Here is a 19,118-nt window from a genome sequence, read left to right as displayed (position 1 = left end):
CCACGTCGGCGGCTTCTACCGCTACACGGTCGGCGACGTGGTCGGTCGTGGACTTCGCGGGCGGGGTGCCGCGCGTGGAGTACGCGGGCCGGTCCACCCGCTCCGACGCCGCCGGGGAGCGGCTGCGCGACGCCCAGGTGATCCGGGCGCTGCGCAGCGCGCTCGACGCCACCGGGCTCACCCTGCGCAACACCGCCTGCCGGGTGGAGCCCGGCCCGGGGGCGGTCCCCCGCTACCGGTTCGCGGTGTCGCCCCGTACGCCCTGGTTCCCGGCGGAGACCGGACGCTTCTCCGAGCTGCTCGACGCGGCGCTCGGGAGGGAGTCCGCCGGCTACGCCACGGCCCGCCGGGAGGGCCGGCTCGGGCCCGTCGGCACGCGGTTGCTCGATCCCGACGCCTTCGACCGCGACTGGCACACGGCCGTGGCGGGCGGCGTCCGGCCGACCCAGGTGAAGGACCGCCTGTTCCGGCAGGACGACGCCCTGTGGCAGCGACTGACCCGGTCTTCCGCGGTCTGACAGAGGAGAACGCACATGACCGACGCCTTGAACCCCGTCGAGCGGACGGCGCTGCTGACGGCCGCGCTCCGCTCCGCCGAGACCCTGCGCGAGGACCGGCTGTACGAAGACCCGTACGCGGCACGGCTGGTGGGCGACACCGGCCCGCGGCTGCTCGCCGAGGTGCGGGCGGCGACGTTCCCGCCGGACCGGCCGCGGACGCTGCCGAGCACCCCCGACTACAACGCGATCCGCACCCGCTTCTTCGACGAGTACCTGCAACGGGCGGCGGCCGAAACGGAGATGACGCAGATCGTGCTCGCCCCGGCCGGCATGGACTCGCGCGGCTACCGGCTGTCCTGGCCGGAGCACATCCGCTACTTCGAGGTCGACCGGCCCGCCGTGCTCGCCTTCAAGGCCGACCGGCTGAGCGGCGTGAAGCCGAAGGTCGACCATCGCACGGTCGCCGTGGACCTCACCGCGGACGACTGGGAGAAGAAGCTGATCGACGCCGGCTACGACCCGTCGCTGCCGTCGACCTGGCTGCTCGAAGGGCTGCTCTACTACATCCCCGAGGCGGACGTGCACCGGATGCTGGACCGGGTGGCGGCCATCTCCGCCCCGGGCAGCCGCATCACCGCCGACATCGTCAACTCGGCCGCACTGACCCTCCCTCACATGCGGGGACTGCTCGACGTGTTCGCGGGCTGGGGCTGCCCGTGGGTGTTCGGCGAGGACGAGCCCGAGCAGCTCTTCGCCCGGCACGGCTTCGACGTCCGCGCCGTGCAGCCGGGCGACCCGGAGGCCGACTTCGGACGGTGGCCGGACCCGGTGCCGCCCCGGGAGGTCAAGGAGGTGCGCCGGGTCTTCTTCGTCGAGGGCCGCCGCACGGGAGGTCTCGGCCGGGCATGACGAACGCAGTCATCGTGGGAGGCTCGAGACCGAACTCGCCGCTCCCCTGCCCGATTCCGTACCCCTGTCGGTCCAGCGTGAGATACTGCGCCTCCTCGCCGGCCGGCTCCCCGACCCGGACCGCGTGGAGCTCGTGGCGCGGGCCGCGCTCGACCACGCCGACCGGACGGAGCGGGCCGGCGCGCTCGCGCTCCTCGCCCTGGCCAGGGCCCTGACGTCGCCCCCTGAACAGGCCCGGCAGGCCGTCGACGGCTGCGCCGCCCTGCTCGACACCCTCACCGAGACCGAGGCCGGCCGCTTCCCCGAGTACGCCGCCCTGCTCGGCTGGGCCGAGGCCCTCCTGGGGCTCGGCACCCGGGCGGCCCGCCACCTCGAACGGGCCGCGGCCGCCCTCGCCTGCACCGGCCGCACCCCCCTGTCGCCCCTCGTCCATCAAGGGCTGGCCCTCTCCCACCTGTGGTCGGACGTCACGTCGGCCCGCACGAGGACCCGGGCCGCCGCACGGGCGGTACGGGACGCGGGCGGGGCCGAACTCCCGCTGCTGACCGCGCTCCTGGAGACGTCCACGACGTTCCTGGCCGGTACGCGACGGCCGCCGGTGGCCCCCGCGGGACGGTCGGGTCGCCCGGACGACTCCGACCGCCCCGACGGCCCCAGGCCCACTGACCGCCCCGCGTCCCCCGACCGCCGCCCTGCGCTCCCCAACCACCCAACGCCTCCCGACGGCCCCACGCTCCCCCACCGCCCCACGGTCCCCGAGCGTCGCGCGCACCCCGACCGCCCCACGCCCGCTGACCGCTCCACGCTCCCCAGCCGCCCCACGCCTCCCGACGGCCCCACGCCCCCTGACCGCCCGGCGGTCCCCGACCTGCTGGCACTCGCGCTCGACGCGCGGGAGCGGGGGGACGCCGCGACGGCCGTCTCCGCGCTGCTCACCGCGGGCGGAGGGCCGGAACTGCGGAGGATCCCGCCCGTCCTGCGGCCCGCGGTGTACGAGACGCTCGCCGCGCTGTCCGCGCCGACGGCCACGCCCTCCCCTGCCGAATGGGCCTCCCTGGCCGAGCGGTCCTGCGAGGGCACCGAGCTGCCGCTGGCCCGCGCCTTCGCCGCGATGGCCCGCGCCCACGCGCTGCGTGGCCGCCCCGCCGACGCGGCCCTGCTCCACCAGCGGGCGTCCTGCCTGTTCGCCTCCCTCGGCGCCACCTGGGCGCAGGCCTGGGCGATGACGCACGCCGCCGCCTGCGTCGCGGCCGACGGCCGCACGCCCGAGGCGCTGTCCCTCCTGGAGTACGTCATGGAGCTGGCCGACAGCACCGGCGCCGCGCGGCTCCACGCCGGCGCCCTCGCGCTCCACGCCGAACTCCTCGGAGGGGCCGAGGGGCCCGGGCCGCTGTCGTCGCTCACCGTGCGGGAGAGGGAGGTCGCCGACATCGCGGGCGTGGGGAAGAAGACACGGGAGATCGCGCAGGAGCTCAGCGTCAGTCCCCGCACGGTCGACGCCCATCTCGCCCGTATCTACCGCAAGCTCAACGTCCGTTCGCGCGCCGCGCTGGCCCGGCTGATGGCGGAGACCGGCTGAGCACGACGTACCGCGGTCCCCGGGCCCGCCCGCCCAGCCGGACGGGTGGGCCTGGGGACCGGGGTGGTTCAGCTCATCGCGAGCGCCGCGTCCCAGTCGCCGGGCGGGGTGTACGCGTCACCACGGCCTCCGGCGACGTCGTGGCCGTCCTCGGGGGCCTCGACCCCGCGCGCGTCCGCGTAGGAGGACAGGACCAGGGCGACTCCCGCCGCGCCGTCGAGCAGCGAGGGACTGTCCAGGTCGACCGCCCCGTCCGGGGTCCTCAGATGCTGCCGGTAGCCGAACGCCGCGTCCTCGGCGAAGCCGTCGACCAGCGCCGCGACGCCCTCGTCCACATCCGCCCACAGGGCCCCGTCGCCCGTCGCGGCCGCCATGCGCGCACCGGCGTGGACGATCCCGGCCCTCCCGTGGCACACCCCCGGATCGTCCGCCGTCGCGGCCGGCAGCGGGCGCCGCAGGGCCCCGCGCATCGCGGTCCGGGCGAGCGAGGTCACGGCCTCGTCGCCGAGCGCCGCCCCCGCGAGCCGGAGGGACCAGGCGATGCCGGTGACGCCGTAGCACCAGCCGGCCCGGGCCGTCCGGGCGACGCCGTCCCCGTCCGTACACGCGCCGGCCGCGCCGCCCCCCGTCTCCTCCTCGAACGAGACCCTCCCGGGCCAGTACGGGCCCCACGCGTCGGTGCACGCCTTGGCCAGCACCCAGTCCGTCATGCGCCGGAGGGCCGCCGGGCCTCCCGGCACCCCGTGTCCGGCCCGTTCCTCCAGCGCGAGCAGCGCCAGCGGGCCGGCGATGCCGTGGGCGACGCCCACGTTGAAGTCGCCCCCGGGGAACTCCGCACGGTCACGCGGCACCACGTAGCGGTCCGGGTCGCACCACCAGCCCGGCGCCTCGTGGCCCCGGACCCGTACCGGACGGGTCAGGTCGACCAGGAGCCGCAGGACCCCGTCCAGCACCTCCGCGCTTCTCCCGGCCACCGGTCCCGGTCCGGCCAGGTCGGGCAGCAGGGAGCGGCCCTGCCGGGCCAGACCGGCGACGGCGTCGTAGTCCAGGTACGAGAGGCCGGGGCCGTGTCGGCCGAGGCGGTCCCTCAGCCCCGCGACGCTCCGCTCCACCCGGGCCGCGTGCACCTCGGCGGAGCGCGTCAACAGCCGCTCGTAGCCGCCGAACCGCGCCGCCTGGAGCCGGGCGGGCAGGAGGAGGTCACCCGCGGCGGCCGGCCCCACCGCCGGGGTGGCGGCGGCCGCGGCGGCCAGGTGCGCGTGCGCGACGGGGGCCCAGCCGCGGTCGTGCCGGGCCAGCCGGGTGTGGAGCAGGGCGATGCCCGCGTGGCCGAGCAGGAGCGAGGCCGGCTGCCACCCCGGCAGCATGAGCTCGTCGGGCGCGGCCGAAGGTCTCGGCCGTGACGCGGGCGACCCGCACCGGGTCCCGCAGCAGCTCGCCGACCCGGTACGCCGTCTCCCGCGCGGCATCCCGCCGCTGAGCCGACTCCCCGGCCCCCGGCCCAGCCGCCAGACGTGGCCCCATCGCCGACCCCGGCCCCACCTTCGGCCGCTGCCCCACCTCCGGCCGTTTCCCCACCGCCGGGCGAGGCCCCATCGCCTGCCCCGGCCCGGCCTCCGGGCGTGGCCGGCTCATCGCCCGTGCCGTTTCCGGCCGAGGTGGACCGTGAGCGCCTCGCGGGCGGTCGCGTGGGCCAGGATCTCGTCGTCCTGCCGGATCCCGAGGTACCGGTTGCAGTGCATATGGGCCAGGCTCATGGCCACTTGGGCCCGGAGCGGCGCGTCCGCCCCGCCCGTCGCGGTCAGCGCCTCGCGCAGGGCGTCGAGGGCCCGGGCCCGCGCTTCCCATGGTTCGGCGAGCGTCCCCGGTCCCCTTCCGTCGGCGAACAGCTCGGCCACCGCCTTCTTCTCGGCGCGCGGCACGTCCCCGCGCCGCGCAAGGACCTGCTCACCGCCCAGCCACTCCAGCGCCTCCTCCTGACCGCCGAGCCGGGTGAGGGCGTCGAGGACGCCCAGGGCGGCGAGCCCGGTGTCCGAAAGACCCGCCACCGTCCCGGAGGGCAGAGCCAGTTGCGCCGCGGCGGCCTCGCTGTCGGCCCGGAAGACCTGCTCGACGTGGACCTGGACGTCCGCGCCGCCGTACCGCTCGATCTCCGGGTCGTAGGTGTCGAGGACCATCCGGTGGGCGAGGCCCGCGTCCCGCAGTTCCCCCGACCACCGGTTCAGCTCGGGGAGCAGCACCGGCCAGAGCTGTGCGGGTTTGCCGTGGAACCGGAGCCGGAGATGGGCGTCGGGGTCCGCGTACCGCAGGAAGAACCAGGTGTCGACGCCCGCCGCGGCCAGCAACGCCGGCTCGGCCACCGCCGGCAGGCGGCCGGCCAGGACGGCGGCCTGGTGGGCGGCGGGCACGTAGACCTTGGCGTAGAGCCACTCCCCGCCCGGGAGATGGGGGGCCGAGCCGCTCCGCGCCACGGGCACGGCGGCCGCCGCCGAAGCACGGGGCGGCGCGGTCCGGTCGGGGACGGCCGCCCGGTCCCGTCGGGCGACCAGCGGGAGGACGAGTTCGGCGGCGTGCGCCCCGTCGGGCCCGGTCAGCCAGGAGTCGCCGTGCCCCGCGCCGTACCGCTCCACGACGGTGAGCCCCCGGGGCCGCTTCGACTCCTCGCGCAGGACGAGGAGATGGAGCGGGTCGTCCAGGTCGACGGCGATCCGGTTGTCGGCGCGGGTCAGCAGCACGTGCCGGGGAACTCCCCTGCGCTCGCGCCATCGGGCGACCACCGTGGCGAATCCCCGGTCCGTGTCGTCCGAGGACGCGGCCCGCCGCACCGAGTCGTCCGGCAGCCACCGGGCGGGCGACAGGACGGTCCTGCCGTGCCGGACGCGCGGCTGGGCGGGGGCGGCGGACCAGGCACCCCAGTTCCAGGGGACGCACCAGTCCAGACCTTCCTGGCCCAGTTCCAGGAGGAAGCGGGCGACCTGGGGAAGGTGTCCCGTGGCGGGGTTGAGCATCGAGTACGACACCGGCCGCACGCGGCGCCCGGTGGTGAGGTCGGTCAGCCGCAGCCCGTCGAGGTCGGCGTGCACGGCCAGGTCCGCCACGTGGAGGTCGGTCACCCCGCGGCCCCGCGCGTCCGGGCCCGCCGCCGGGCGGCCGACGCCCAGGGCGATGCGGTGCGGCAGCCACTGCGGGACGGTGGCCACGTTGGCGGAGCGGATCACCCGGGGGCGATGGACGACGGTGGCGACCGTCTCCCCCCGCGGCCCGCCGCCCTCGCCACGCCGGCCACCGTCACCGACCCTGCCGTCCTCACCGAGCCCGCCGTCCTCGCCGAGCCAGCCACCCTCGCCGCGTCCGCCGCCCTCGCCCCGCCGGACGAGCTCGCCGATCCGGTCCGCCTCCGCCCCGAGGACGGGCGCGAAGCGGCTGAAGGTGGCTCCCGCCAGCGGTGAGCCCGGGTTGGCGCCGAGCACGAGCTCGAAGTCGCCCGCGCGGAGCTCCGCCCAGCCACGCGCGACGAGTTCGGCCCCGAGCTCCAGGGAGGCGGGGGGCACACGAGGGCCGGTGGGGGTGAGGGCGGCCAGGGCGGCCTCGTCGAGGACCACTTCGGCCGGGCCGGCGCCCCCGCCCGCGCCGCGGGCGCCGTCCGGGCGGCCGTGCACGGCGTCGAGGAAGAGCTCACCGAGGATCCGGTCGCGGCGCTCGGCGTCGGGGTGCGGGTCGGACCGGGCGGCGCCCGGGGTGCGGTAGGGCTCGGGCAGTCCGAGACCGCGCCCCTCGTCGAGGAGTTCGAGGACGGGCACGGCGCGGTCGGTTCCGTAGCGCTCCAGGAAGGCGAGGTGGTACGCGCGCAGGTGCGGGCTCCCCGGCAGGATCAGCGAGGTCCGCCAGAGTGTGTGCGCGGCGCGCTCGGCTTCCCTGGCCACCGCGTCGGGCAGCACGAGACGGGCGTCGAGGGCGAGATCGGACTGGATGACGTCCTCGGCGGGGTGGAGCGCGCGCATCCGGTCCGAGGCCGCGCCGAGCGCGGGCGCGCGGCGCTCGGGCGGCGCGGAGTCCAGTGCGTTCAGGGCGAGCCGGACGTCCCTGAGCATGTCGGCCACGGGGTGTTCCCACCCCTGGAGGCGGCTCAGGACGTGGTCGAGCGGGGTGGCGCAGTCGGGCGGCGGCGTGAGGTCGCTGAGCAGGAAGTGGTACTGGGCGAGCCCGTCTACGCACTGCTCGACGGCGCCGTCGGGGGCGTGCGGGAACCGCTCGGCGAGCCTGGCGACGAGTTCGGTCCGGCCGACGGGTTCGGCGGCGAGCTCCAGCGCGAGGCGGACCACGCCGGTCAGGCGTACGGAGTGGGCCAGCTGCCGCTTGCCCTCGGCGTCGTACCGGTCGGTGAGGAAGAGCCGGCCGTCCCGCACCGTGCGCAGGTCGTTGGCGGTCAGGCGGGTGCGCTCCAGGACGCCGGGCAGCGGGCGGAGCGCGTCCAGGACGGCGTCCAGCCAGGCCGCGTCGGGCCGGCTCACGCTGCGGTGTCCGGTACCGAGGTCCCGCACCGGTTCGGGGCCGAAGGCGGCGAGCGCGACACCGGCGAAGTATCCGAACGGGGTGGCGCGATAGGTCATCCGCAGCCGGTACTTGACGAGGGACACGACGAGTCGGCGCAACCGTCGCTCCTTGACGGGTTCGCCCGCCGCCACGCGGCGGGCCTCGCCCGCCAGGCTGGGGCTGGCCAGTTCGACGGCGGCCATGAGGAGCGGGTCGGCGGCCGCCCGGGCCACTTCGGCCCGCAGGGCGCCGGGCTCCGCCGGGTCCGGGACCCGGCCCGGTCCCGCGGTCGGGCCGGGCAGCGGGAGCACGGCCGCCCGCAGCAGTACCGGCCCCACGGCGTCGAATGCGATGTCGTCCCTCACCCGTACCAGCCCCCTGTCCTCGTCGCTCGCCGCCCGTGCCGAAGCCGGTGCCGGGCGGCGGGCACACGGCCCGCCGCCCGGCACCGGCGGTCGGATCAGCAGTGCCAGGAGGTCACCGGGCAGGAGAGGCAGGTGCCGGTGCCCGTGAAGGACTTGGCCTCCATGGCGGGGGCGTCCTCGATGACGATGCTCAGGTCGAGGTCCAGGTCGAACTCGGTCTCGGGGGTCATGTTCACAGCGCGTCCCTTCATCGGAATCCGGCCGGTCCGGAGTCCGCGGAGTGACCACGGAACCGGCCGGGCAACAAGACGTGACCGATCATGGCGACGCGCTCTAAGCCCACTCTTAAGGACTTCTCAAGACGAGGACTTCACACAGCCGCACAGCCGCACCGATGTCCCCGACGTCACCGATGTCACCGATGTCACCGATGTCACCGATGTCACCGACCCGACGGGAAACCCTCTGGGCTCACGCCGTGCCGGTGGTGCCGTACACCTTGAACTCGTAGAGCGAGTAGCCGTACGGGGTGCCCCGCTGGGTGCCGTACATCCGTACGTAGCGGGCGTCGCCGCCCACCGTGAGTTCGTCGGTGCCGCCGTCGCCTCCCGTGACGGTGGCGAGGTCGGTCCAGGTCGCCCCGTCGACGGAGGACTGGATCCGGTAGACGGAGGCGTGGGCGGCCTCCCAGTCGAGGCGTACGCGGGAGAGCGCGGCGGTGGTGCCGAGGTCGACGCGGAGCCACTGGGGGTCGATGCCCTCGGCGGAGGCCCAGCGGGTGGCGCTCTGGCCGTCGACGGCCTTGCCGGGCTCGTAGCCGACGGCCTCCGTGGAGGAGGCGGTGGCCGGCCTGCCCTGGGAGAGCAGGGTCTCGGTGCCGGGTGCGGACGCGGTCGTGACGGAGAGGGGCGCGGAGGCGGCGGAGCGGTTGCCGGCGGCGTCCTTGGCCCGGACGGTGTAGGTGTACGGGGTGGCGGCGGCGAGCCCGGTGTCGGTGTACGTGGTGCCGGTGGCGGTGCCGACGAGGGTGGTGCCGCGGTAGACCTCGTAGCCGGTCACCCCCACGTTGTCGGTGGCCGCGTTCCAGGCAAGGGAGGCGCCGGTGGACGTGACGCCGGTCGTCCGCAGTCCGCCCGGGACGGTCGGGGCCTGGGTGTCGCCGTCCGGGGTGGTGCCGGTCTGCTGGTAGGCGCGCATGTCGCGCAGGAGCAGATAGGTGTCGCGGAGGGAGTCCGAGGTGTCGCCGAGGGACCGGTAGATGCCCCACTTGGGGCGGACCCGGTCGGCGAGGAAGGTGTCGACGCCGGTCTTCGTCGCGTCGACGACCGTGGTGCCCGCGCTCTTGACCACCCAGCGGACGGCGCCGGCCGTGCCGTCGCCGATCTTGATCTCGTACTCGATGTCGATCCACTTGTTCTGGAGGGGCTCCAGGTTCGTCCGGCCCACCAGGACGTTCTCGGCGAAGACCTTGTGCTCGATGGTCTGGACGCCGTTGACGCGCCGCAGCGACGTCACGGTGATCGGGGAGGTGCCCGTGCCCGGCTGCTTGGTCTGCATGATGTGGGTGAAGCTGGTCGTCGCCATCAGCGAGCTGGGGATGTACATGGAGTACGTGACCCGCCAGGTCTCGCCGAGCCGCCACTGCAGATGGCTCGACGACGAGGTGCGGTTGCCGGTGACCTCGTGGCGCTGCCGGTCGGTGGAGGTGTCCCGATCCACCATGTGCATGTCAAATCGATAGGCGCCGTTGGCGACCTTGATGTGCGGAGCGGCCCCGGTGTGCGAATCAGCCCGGTCGTCCTCGACGGTCTCGAAGGCCCCGAGACCCTGGACGGCAGGATCGGGGGACCACCGGAGCGTCCAGACGGGAGCCGCCTCGGCGGGCGCGGAGGGAAGGCCGAGGCCGAGCAGCCCTAGAGCAAGTGCGGCCAGCAGGACCGCGGTTGAGCGTCCGTACGACATGCGCCACCCCCAGGTGAGGTTGTCAGGTACGGACCATACTGCCCGGCGAAAAGATGTCAGTAAAGCTTCCTAACAAACAATGCGCCAACTCCCCCGCCCACACGCCCCATGCCAACCACCTGACCCTCACTCACCTCCCCGAACGCAGGCTGACCATCCGGGGGATGCGCCCGGCCGGCGCGGAATGAATACCCGCATGGGTGACTGCGGGACGGGCGCACGCCGGGCCATGATCAACAGCATGAACGCCTCCCTGGTCCGCCGCGCCTGCGCCGCGGCACTTCTCCTGACGTCCACGCTGGCCCCCGCGGTGGTCGCCGCGCCCCAACACGGCGGCCCCAAGCCGGAGTCGGGGCGCGCGCTGCAGGCCCGCCTGCTGGGCGAGAAGATCGTTCCGCACAAGCTCGACTTCCAGGGCACCACGGTCGGCGGCCTGTCCGGCATCGACCGCGACCGGTGCACCGGCGAGTACGTGTTCATCAGCGACGACCGTTCCTTCCTCCAGCCCGCGCGCTTCTACACCGCGAAGCTGAACGTCGACGCCGGCGGCGTGCACGCCGTCGACTTCACCGGCACCCACCCCTTCCTCCAGCCGAACGGGTCGGTCTACCCGTCGCCCGCCCTCGGGGACGGCAAGGCCGTCGACCCGGAGGAGATCCGCGTCGACCCGCTCGACTGCCAGTACTGGTGGGGCCAGGAGGGCGACCGGCCCGCCGTGGCCGGCCCGCCGGTGATCCAGCCGTCCATCGAGATCTCCGCGCCGGACGGCGCCCACTCCGGCAACCTGCGCCTGCCGGACAACTACACGATCACGCCGGAGCGCGGCCCCCGCCGGAACCAGTCCGTCGAGGCACTCACCTTCGGCGCCCGCGGCAGGGTGGTGACCAGCGCGATCGAGGGCCCGCTGCTCCAGGACGGCCCGGTGCCGGACACGACGCACGGCGCGCTCGTCCGCGTCACGCGGCAGACCCGCGACGGCCGGGTGCTCGGACAGTTCGCGTACCCGATCGAGAAGATCTTCGCCGAGTCCGACCCGGACAGCCCCTGGGGCCCCGACACCGGCGTACCGTCCCTCCTCGCCTTCCCTGACGACCCCCACCGCTACCTCGTGCTGGAGCGGACCTGGGTCGCCGGCTCGGGATACAAGATCCGCCTGTACGACGCCACCACGCGCGGCGCCACCGACGTGAAGGCGGTCGACTCCCTGACCGACCGGCCCGTCGTACCCATGCGCAAGAAGCTCGTCGCGGACTTCCACACCCTGGACCTGTCCACCGTCGACAACACCGAAGGCATGACCTGGGGCCCCACCCTCCCCTCCGGCGAGAAGACCCTCGTCCTCGTCAGCGACGACAACTTCGCCGACGACGCGGTGACCCAGATCGTCGCACTCGCCCTCCGCTGACCCGGGAAGCGACCACCGGGGGACGGAGCCAGGGGGTACGCGCACGGACGCCACCCAACCGGCGCACGACCACCTGCCCCGTACGCTCCCTCCCCCGCCCACGGCCGCGCGGTCACCACGCGAGTCGGCCACACCCGCTGCCTCAGCGTCCCGCAGGTCTCTCGCACGCTGCCGCGACAGCATCTCCGAACCGGTCCACTAGGGCGTGGCCAGCACGAACCAGGCCGCCGACATCGCCGACGCCACCGCGTCCGTGATCGGGTCCGGGGCCGGCCCCGGCGGGCCGTACGCGTCCGGGGCCCGGCCCGGCCGGCCGTGTGCCGGGACGTGGTGTCGGATCGCCCGCAGCAGTGCGGACACCACCTCGTCGCGTGGCGCCGCGGCAGGCGCGCCGGTGCTCAGGAACTCCTGTACGGGGAAGAGCCCGAGCACGCGTCGTCGCACCTGCACGACCAGGCCCTGGGTGATCAGCTCCGCCCGGGTCAGGTCGAGCAGTTCCGGGCCCAGCCGTTCGATCCACTCCCGTGGGCCGAGCGCGCGTCCGGCGAGGAGCAGGTGCTCGAGGAGCCGGTCGGCCACGGGGTCGGGGCAGCGTTCCGCGCTGTGGGCGAACACCGCGTCGGGCGACACGGCGATCCGTCCCGCGCGGGCGAGCTCGTGGAGCGCCGCCCCCGCCGTGGCGAAGCCGAGTTCGGTCTGCCGCCACGACGAGCGCAGCGGGCCCCCGCTCGCCGCCAGTACCAGCTCGGCCGCCAGGGACCTGCGTCGGGACGGTCCGGCCACCGCCGGTCAGACTCCCAGCCGCTGCTTGACCTCGGCGAAGAACGGGATGTGGCGGTAGTCCCCCGCCTCCTCGTCGTGATCGGTGAACTGGTTGGTGAACTCCAGGAGCGCGGACCGCACTTCGGCCAGCGGCTGGGTGTGGATGCGCTGCTCGATCGCCTGGATCTCGCCGAGGAACCGCGCCAGCGCCGCGGGCAGGTCGGGCAGCAGGTGGATCCGGTCGTCCCGCAGCGCGATGCCGCCGTGCTCCGACAGGTAGTTGAACAGCAACTGGGAAGCCACGGCGTCGTAGTTGGGGCGCGGAATCCCCTCGACGGCGTACCGCAGCAGTCGTTCGGCGAGGATGTACTCGTACGCCGCGCGCGCCGAGTCGGCGGGGAGTTCGGGGTCGTTCAGGCACACCAGCATGGAGGAGACGTCGACGCGGAGCTCTTCGAGGCCGGCGAGCGGCTTGAGCTTCTTGGCGTGCAGGTAGTCCGGGATGGGCATGTCGCCCTGCCGGTGGTGGTATTCGTGCAGCCGCACCCACCAGGAGGAGGCCGCCTCGACGACGTCGTCGTCGGCCCCCTGGATGCGCGGGAAACTACCGGGCGCCATGACCTCGTCGATCATCTTGCGGGTGATGCGGTTGTGCCGTTCGACGAACTTGTTGATGAAGTAGAAGATCAGGTCGTCGGGGTCCTGCCGGCCGTCGATGTGGTTCTCGGGGAACAGGGCGACGACCACCCGGGAGGTGAACCCGTCCGAGCAGGCGGTGATGTTGACCGGCATGGTGTTGCTGCCGTAGCGCCGGGCGAGGTGCGGATCGGTCGGCAGCGTGTCGTACGTCAGGTAGTCCAGCGAGAGCCGCGGGAAGTACGTGGCGTTGAAGAGCGAGAACAGGTGATGGTCGCGCTCGGCGTTGATGTGCTCCTTGGTGCGCAGCAGGCGCGGCGGGCCATCAGCGGAGGAGGCGTCGCCTGACACGTCCGAGGAGGCGTCGCCGGACACGTCCCTACCGGTGTCCCTCCGCGCGTCGGCCCGGAGGTCGGCCATGAAGGCGCGGACGACCGGCTGATGGCGCAGGTGCTCGGACGCCTCCAACTGCCCCAACAGGTCCGCGAGGAACTGCGGGCCGGTGACATCCGTCCCCTTGGCGATCCGGCCGCGTATCTCGTTGACCTCGTCGATGACCAGTTTGATCTCGATCGACACCGCTACCGCCTCGTCTCCGTGGGATGGTTCTGCCGTTTCCAGTACTCCAGGCCGCCGATCATCTCCTTGACCCGGAAGCCGGCCGCCGCGAGCTTCGCGGCGGCCCTGGAGCCCGCGTTGCAGGCCGGGCCCCAGCCGTAGGTGACGTAGACCGGACCGGGGTCCAGCCCGCTCAGCACGGTGTCGGTCAGTTCGGCGTGGGGCAGGGAGAGCGCGCCGGGCAGGCACTCCTCCTCGTACGCCGCCGTCCTGCGGGCGTCGACGAGGACGAAGCCGCCGACGCCCGCGGCGAGGTCGTGGTGGACGTCGTAGGGGTCGGTCTCGCAGGCGAGCCGGGCCCGGAGGAAGTAGCCGAGGGCGGTCTCGGGGTCGGCCGCGGGAATTCCGAGGACGCGGGAGTCGGCGGCGCGCAGGGCCGGGACGACGACGGCCTCCGGGCCCGGTCTGACGTCAGCGTCCGGTCTGGCTCCGTTCTGGGCTTCGCGCACGCCCGCGGGCGGTACTTCCTTCGTCGTTCTCGTCGGTGTTCTCATCCGTGTTCTCCGCAATCCAGCTCTCGATGAGGAGCTTTCCGATGGAGTCCGGCCGGTAGCCGTGACCGGCCTCGATGTGTGCGCGCAGTTCGGTGGCGGTGAACCAGCGGGCCTCGACCAGTTCCTGGCCGTCGACTGCCGTGGTGTCCGCGACGGCCTGGGCCCGGAAGCCGACCATGAGGCCGGCCGGGAACGGCCAGGCCTGGGAGCCCTGGTAGGCCACGTCCTTCACGACGGCGCCCGCCTCCTCGAAGACCTCGCGCCGTACGGCGTCCTCCAGGCTCTCGCCGATCTCGACGAATCCCGCGAGGGTGCTGAAGGCCTCCGGTCCGGCCCCGGCGTGCCGGCCGAGCAGACAGCGCCGGGGTGTGCCGGCTTGCTCGACGAGGACGATCACGGCCGGTTCGATCCGGGGAAACAGCAGCTTGCCGCAGGCCCGGCAGACCCGCAGGTGGCCGCCGTCGCGGCTCTCGGCGGCTCCGCCGCAGGCGCCGCAGAACCGCTGGTTGCGGTTCCAGTGGGTCAGGCCCCTGGCGTACGCCAGCAGCCCCGCCTCGTCGACGCCGATCGTGGCCACCAGGGCGCGGACGTCCCGCACCGCGTCCGCGCCGGCCAGGGCGAGCGCCTCGTCCTCCGACAGGGCCGACAGGTCGGCCGCGAGGACGGCGGCGTCGCCGTCGAGACCCAGGAACACCGGCTCGGGGGCCGTGTCGAGCAGCGCCCTCGCCCCGGCCGCGCCGGTGATCACCGGCGCGCCGTCGCGCACCAGGCACTGGTCGCGCCAGAGCGGCACGACACGGGTGCCGGGCCGGTCGGCGAGCGACGCGATCCAGGCGGTGTCGGCGCGCCGCTCTCCGGCGCGGTCGAGTTCGAGTCCGGCGTAATGCATGGTGAAGCTCCCGTCGTCGCTGCCCGGCAGGGGCCGGGGCTCAGGGCGTGGCCGGCTCACTCCTGGCCGCCACGCCCCGCGACGGAACGGTCCACGAGGACGGAACGGTCCACGAGGGCGGCGCCGAGCTGCGCGAACTCGGCGGCCAGGTCGTCCGGGCAGTCGCCCAGAAGGTCGGCGACAGCGTCCCACACCACCCGCGCGGCTCTGATCAGCAGAAGGTCCTGCCGTGGCGTCAGGTGGTGGTGGAAGCCGAGCATCTCCAGCGGCGCGGCCACCGCGACCAGTACGTGGTCCGGGAGCTCCAGCAACCAACGGTCGAACTGGTCCGCGTCCACGATCCGCGCCACCGCGGCACTGACGGATTCGATGTCGACGTCCTCGCGTTGTCTGCGGGGCATGAAGGTCCTCCCTCTCCGCGTGCGCTAGTTCTCGTAGCGGATGGGCTCGTACGAGGCGAGTCGTTCGAAGTCCCGGTAGAGGGCGGCGTAGTCGTGGTTGCGCACCAGGAAGGTGCCTCCGTTGTCGATGAGCGAGGCGCCCTGCTTGATCTCCTCCCCCACCCGTACCTTCCACTTCATCTCGACCTCGCTCTCCACGTCGGGGAGCACCAGTTCGGAGACGATGCCGGGGCGCTTGGGCAGGACGGCGTCGAAGCAGTACATCTGCTCCTGGTCCCAGGGCCGGCTCGGCAGGCCGGCCTCGATCTCGAAGGCCAGGTTGAGCAGCGCGACGGCGTAGTTCTGCTGCATGGCGGCGAGCCCGGCAAGGCCCTTGAAGCGCGCCCCGACCTCCAGGAAGACCAGCTCGTCGTCCTTGGTGTGGAAGAGCTCCAGGTGGCTGGCGCCGTCCAGCTTGCCGAGCGCGTCGAGGACCGTCTCGGCGAAGGTGATCATGCGGGGCACCCGCGGGTCGGAGTCGATGAGGTTGATGTCGGCGTTCACCCGGCCGCGCTGTACCTCGGTGGAGTTGACCAGGTACTCCGTCACCCCGCCGAAGACGGTCTCGCCGTCCTTGACGACCAGGTTGACGCTGAACATGGTGCCGTCGATGTGCTCCTCGTACTCGTAGCTGCGGCCGAGGTCGCGCGGCAGGGCGAAGAACTCCGCCGGCTCGAAGATCTTGTAGACGCCGTCGGCGGAGGCGGCGTCGACCGGCTTGAGGACGAAGGGCAGGCCGACGTCGGCGACGATCCGGTCCAGGCAGGCGGCCGGGTCAGTGGCGTAGGCCTGCTGGTCGAAGAGGCCGAACCGGGGCACGCGCAGTCCGGTGCCGGCCAGCTTCTCCTTCATCAGGCACTTGTCGCGGTAGGGCAGGAGCTGCTCGTAGGTGGGTCCGGTGAGGCCGAACTCCTCCCGAAGCTCGGCGGTGAGCAGCAGGTTCCGCTCGTCGAAGCAGTGCAGGGTGAGGTCGCCGGGGCCGGTCTCGGCCGCCAGCTCGCGGACGAGCGCCCGGGTGGCGGCCGGGTCGACGATCGACGACTCGGTGTACGAGGGCTCCGCCAGGCCGCAGGGCACCACGTGGATCTTGTGGAAGTAGGCCCGCTCGGTCTCCGAGACGTTGGCGCTGTCCTGTTCCGAGAAGATGCCCACGAACCGGACCTGGTCCGGCGCCACGAGCAGATCGTGGCGGAACACCCCGAAACCGCGGGTCGAAATCACGGCGACTGTCCTCATGCGGGCTCTCCGATCGTCGATGGGGTGGGGGCTCGCCGTTCCAGTGCCAGCAGCAGCGGGATCGCCAGCAGGCTCAGCCCTAGCAGGAAGAGCATCGGCAGGATCTCGCCGCGGGCCAGCAGGAAGGTGAGCAGACCTGGCGCGGCGATCTCGCCGACGGTCCAGGACAGTTGGTACGTGGCCAGATAGCGGCCGCGGATGTGGCGGGGTGCCATCGAGACGCTGAGGGTCTCGATGGCGGGGAAGGCGATGACCTCGGCGAGGGTGAAGACCACCATGGCGAGGAACAGTCCGAGGTAGGCAACCGCGTCGGGGGCCGCGTACAGCAGCGCGAACAGGCCGAAGGCGGCGGCGTTGAGGACCGAGGCCAGCATGATGGCCCGGGTCATCCGGACCTGCTCGGTCCGCTTGGACACCAGGGTCTGGGTGAGCGAGACCTGCACCGCGTTGACCACGATGAGGGCGCCGGCGGTCCAGGCCGGCAGCTCCAGGGCGTCGACGATGTAGATCGCCAGCAGCACCTTGATGAGCATCTGGCCGAAGACCAGGGTGGCGTTGACGCCGATCAGCAGGGTGTACGAGAAGTCCCGCAGGACCGTGGCGTATCCGGCCCGGGGCGGTGGCGCCGCCTTTCCGGTGGCGGGTGCCTTTCCGGTGGCGGGTGCCTTTCCGGTGGCGGGCGCCTTTCCGGTGGCGGGCGCCTTTCCGGGGGCCGGCGACGCGGCCGGTTCGACCGGTGGGACGGGCGCCTCCGCCGCGTCCGGCGCGTCCGGTTCGTGCCGCGCCGGCCGCCACAGGAACAGCAGGGTCGCCGCCAGGACGTAACTGGCCGCGTTGCCGATCACGATGGCGTGCAGGGCGGTGCCCTCGCCCAGCGTGAAGGCGAAGGCGGCCAGCGCGCCACCGAGGGCCATGGCCGTGTTGCGCAGGGCCGTCATGAACCCGAACCAGCTGGTGCGCCGGTCCTCGGGCGAGGCCAGCACCACCAGACCGCTGCTGGAGGTCCAGTACGTCGTGTGGCCCACCTGCACCAGGAAGACCACCACGACGACCTGCCAGGCCGAGTGGGCGAGCAGGAAGCCGAGGTATCCGGTGACCGACACGAGGTTTCCCCACGCGGCCGTCCTGCGGGCGGTGAACCGGTCGATCAGAGGGCCCACGACGATCGACGCGGGCAGCGCGAGCAGCCGCGCGACGGTCATCGCGGCGCCGATCGCGGTGACCGAGAGCGAGGTCGTCCGGGCGAAGTACACGAGCGTGAACGCCATGATCAGCCCGGTGCCGAGGCTGTCGATCAGACTCGCGGAGACGAACCGGCCGTTTCCCGTCAGCCGCGGGATGCCGAGTCGTTGCCAGATCGGCTCGGGTGCGAGGGTGGTGGTCACTGTCCCGCCCGCTCAGCCCGCGGCGGGCCGGGTGACGATCCGCACCCGGCCGATCAGCTCGTCGATGCGGGCGATGGCGGCCGCGGTGGTGTCGGCGGTCACCAGAACCTGGACGTGCCGGCCGAAGTTGTCGGCCATCGGCTCGATCTCGTCGCCGGGAGCGATGTGCACATCGACGCCGAACACGCCCTCCTCGGCCCGGAGTTCCTCGACGCCCTCGATGGACTCGACGATGCCGGGGAGGCCGTTCACCCACTTGGTCACCGAGCCGAGGACCGGTTCCGGCCGGCCGGTCAGAGCCGGCAGCCGGCGTAGCGGCCAGCCGGAGGCGTACCGCTCCATGTCGAAGCCGTGGGTGACCGCCATGAAGTCGAGCAGCCGGTCACCGGCCACCCGGTCGTGGCCCTCGATGACCCGCGGGCCCTTCGAGGAGAGCTTGATCTCGGTGTGGCCGACGCCGTCCTTGAGGCCCATGGCGGTCAGGAAGCCGACCACGTGGTCGACGATGGTGGTCTCGGCCTCCTCGGTGAGGATCGCGGGGAGGGCGTGGCCCATCTCGACGCAGCCGTCGTGGAACTTGTCGGTGATCGAGACGACGACGTGCTCGCCGTCGAAGGAGAAGGACTCGGCACTGTACTCGACGCCGTCGATGTACTCCTCGGCGATGAACCGGTCCACCGGGTAGAAGGTCGCCATCGGCAGGTCGGCACGGCCCCGCAGGCCGGTCAGCTCCGCCCAGGCCGCGTCGGTCTCCGCCGGGTCGTGGATCACGGCGATGCCCCGGCTGGCCGTGCCGTCCAGCGGCTTGACGATCACCGGGAAGCCGTACCGCTCGGCGAAGTCGCGGACGTCCTGCGCCGAGGAGACCTCGGCGCAGCCCACCGACTCGAAGCCGGCCTGGTGCAGCCATTCGCGCATCCGCAGCTTGTCGTGGAAGCGCTGGGCGACCTCGAAGGAGGTGCCGCCGAGTCCGAGCATGTCGTTGATGCGTCCGACCAGTTCGGTGGCCTGCTCGACGAGGGTCATGACGGCGGTGAAGCCGTACGCCTCGTGGGCGGCGAGGACCATCGGCCGGGTCACCTCCCAGTCGAGGTAGTCCACCAGGAGGAGGGCGTCCGCCGTCTCGGCCTGGCCGGGCAGCAGTCGCTCCTTGTGCTGGAGGAACACGACCCGCAGGCCGAGTTCCTTGGCCTTCTGGAGGGCTTCCAGCCGGCCCCCGATGATCAGGATGGTGCCGGGCCCGTCCGGGGCGGAGCTGTCCACGTCGGTACTCCCTTGGGTCGTCATGAGGCCACGCGCCATGCGGTCACGCGCCGTGCGGTGTCACGCGTCACGAGGTCACGCGTCATGCGGTCATGCGGTCATGCGTCACGAGGTCACGTGCCATGCGGTCACGTGCCATGCG

At 73.3% G+C, this 19,118-nt stretch carries 16 protein-coding genes and 1 pseudogene; 4 read left to right on the top strand and 13 right to left on the bottom strand.

Translation table 11 applies throughout. The annotated features are described in order from the left end of the window. Positions 1 to 47 precede the first annotated feature (47 nt). The 3 genes from ACWFR1_RS31520 (at position 48) to ACWFR1_RS31510 (ending at position 2,988) form a co-directional block, all read left to right on the top strand. Positions 48 to 518 carry a hypothetical protein gene (locus ACWFR1_RS31520; protein WP_453557230.1) on the top strand — a complete coding sequence of 157 codons (471 nt, stop codon included), beginning with the start codon at positions 48 to 50 and terminating at the stop codon, positions 516 to 518. 15 nt (positions 519 to 533) lie between these two features. After that, on the top strand, positions 534 to 1,409 hold the full coding sequence (locus tag ACWFR1_RS31515; RefSeq protein WP_453557228.1) for an SAM-dependent methyltransferase: 876 nt from the start codon (positions 534 to 536) through the stop codon (positions 1,407 to 1,409). Positions 1,410 to 1,533: 124 nt separating this feature from the next. After that, complete coding sequence (locus tag ACWFR1_RS31510; protein ID WP_453557226.1) at positions 1,534 to 2,988, top strand: LuxR C-terminal-related transcriptional regulator; 1,455 nt, start codon at positions 1,534 to 1,536, stop codon at positions 2,986 to 2,988. A 68-nt stretch (positions 2,989 to 3,056) separates the two neighbouring features. Here the strand turns inward: ACWFR1_RS31510 and ACWFR1_RS31505 are convergent, their stop codons facing one another. From ACWFR1_RS31505 to ACWFR1_RS31485, 5 genes and pseudogenes are all read right to left on the bottom strand, one after another. Further along, positions 3,057 to 4,355: a lanthionine synthetase C family protein gene (locus ACWFR1_RS31505; RefSeq protein ID WP_453557224.1), complete on the bottom strand. Its 1,299-nt coding sequence runs from the start codon at positions 4,353 to 4,355 to the stop codon at positions 3,057 to 3,059. A gap of 264 nt (positions 4,356 to 4,619) precedes the next feature. Next, positions 4,620 to 7,886, bottom strand: coding sequence for a lantibiotic dehydratase (locus tag ACWFR1_RS31500; protein ID WP_453557222.1), 3,267 nt, complete (start codon positions 7,884 to 7,886; stop codon positions 4,620 to 4,622). A 95-nt stretch (positions 7,887 to 7,981) separates the two neighbouring features. Next, on the bottom strand, positions 7,982 to 8,116 hold the full coding sequence (locus ACWFR1_RS31495) for a hypothetical protein (protein WP_453557220.1): 135 nt from the start codon (positions 8,114 to 8,116) through the stop codon (positions 7,982 to 7,984). A gap of 241 nt (positions 8,117 to 8,357) precedes the next feature. Then, on the bottom strand, positions 8,358 to 9,083 hold the full coding sequence (locus ACWFR1_RS31490; RefSeq protein ID WP_453557249.1) for a discoidin domain-containing protein: 726 nt from the start codon (positions 9,081 to 9,083) through the stop codon (positions 8,358 to 8,360). Further along, a pseudogene (locus ACWFR1_RS31485) lies at positions 9,069 to 9,848 on the bottom strand (Tat pathway signal sequence domain protein); the annotation flags it as partial. The pseudogene ACWFR1_RS31485 and the gene ACWFR1_RS31490, both read right to left, overlap by 15 nt. Before the next feature lie 241 nt (positions 9,849 to 10,089). On the opposite strand from ACWFR1_RS31485, the gene ACWFR1_RS31480 reads away from it, so the two are divergent. After that, entirely contained in the window at positions 10,090 to 11,253 is a 1,164-nt protein-coding gene (locus ACWFR1_RS31480; protein ID WP_453557218.1) for an esterase-like activity of phytase family protein, read from the top strand. 198 nt (positions 11,254 to 11,451) lie between these two features. Here ACWFR1_RS31480 and ACWFR1_RS31475 read toward each other — a convergent pair whose 3' ends face one another. From ACWFR1_RS31475 to ACWFR1_RS31440, 8 genes are read right to left on the bottom strand one after another with little or no spacing between them, the layout of a single operon-like run. Next, a complete protein-coding gene (locus tag ACWFR1_RS31475) occupies positions 11,452 to 12,036 on the bottom strand; it encodes a GOLPH3/VPS74 family protein (protein ID WP_453557216.1) in 585 nt (194 codons plus the stop codon). Positions 12,037 to 12,042: 6 nt separating this feature from the next. Further along, positions 12,043 to 13,230: a DUF6421 family protein gene (locus tag ACWFR1_RS31470; protein WP_453557214.1), complete on the bottom strand. Its 1,188-nt coding sequence runs from the start codon at positions 13,228 to 13,230 to the stop codon at positions 12,043 to 12,045. A gap of 2 nt (positions 13,231 to 13,232) precedes the next feature. Continuing rightward, entirely contained in the window at positions 13,233 to 13,718 is a 486-nt protein-coding gene (locus ACWFR1_RS31465) for a rhodanese-like domain-containing protein (protein ID WP_453557212.1), read from the bottom strand. Further along, entirely contained in the window at positions 13,681 to 14,652 is a 972-nt protein-coding gene (gene nudC / locus ACWFR1_RS31460) for an NAD(+) diphosphatase (protein WP_453557210.1), read from the bottom strand. The genes ACWFR1_RS31465 and nudC overlap by 38 nt, the downstream gene beginning before the upstream one ends. A 56-nt stretch (positions 14,653 to 14,708) precedes the next feature. Continuing rightward, entirely contained in the window at positions 14,709 to 15,053 is a 345-nt protein-coding gene (locus ACWFR1_RS31455; RefSeq protein ID WP_453557208.1) for a hypothetical protein, read from the bottom strand. Between the two features lie 24 nt (positions 15,054 to 15,077). Continuing rightward, the gene (locus tag ACWFR1_RS31450) at positions 15,078 to 16,313 is read right to left on the bottom strand and encodes an ATP-grasp domain-containing protein (protein WP_453557206.1); all 1,236 of its coding nucleotides are present in this window, start codon (positions 16,311 to 16,313) and stop codon (positions 15,078 to 15,080) included. 11 nt (positions 16,314 to 16,324) lie between these two features. Next, a complete protein-coding gene (locus tag ACWFR1_RS31445; protein WP_453557204.1) occupies positions 16,325 to 17,713 on the bottom strand; it encodes an MFS transporter in 1,389 nt (462 codons plus the stop codon). 12 nt (positions 17,714 to 17,725) lie between these two features. Then, the gene (locus tag ACWFR1_RS31440) at positions 17,726 to 18,976 is read right to left on the bottom strand and encodes an ATP-grasp domain-containing protein (RefSeq protein WP_453557202.1); all 1,251 of its coding nucleotides are present in this window, start codon (positions 18,974 to 18,976) and stop codon (positions 17,726 to 17,728) included. Positions 18,977 to 19,118: the final 142 nt, after the last annotated feature.

Source organism: Streptomyces sp. NPDC055103 (genome assembly GCF_053607625.1).
The sequence above is the reverse complement of the archived record's forward strand: the minus strand, read 5'-3'. Positions and strand labels throughout refer to the sequence as shown.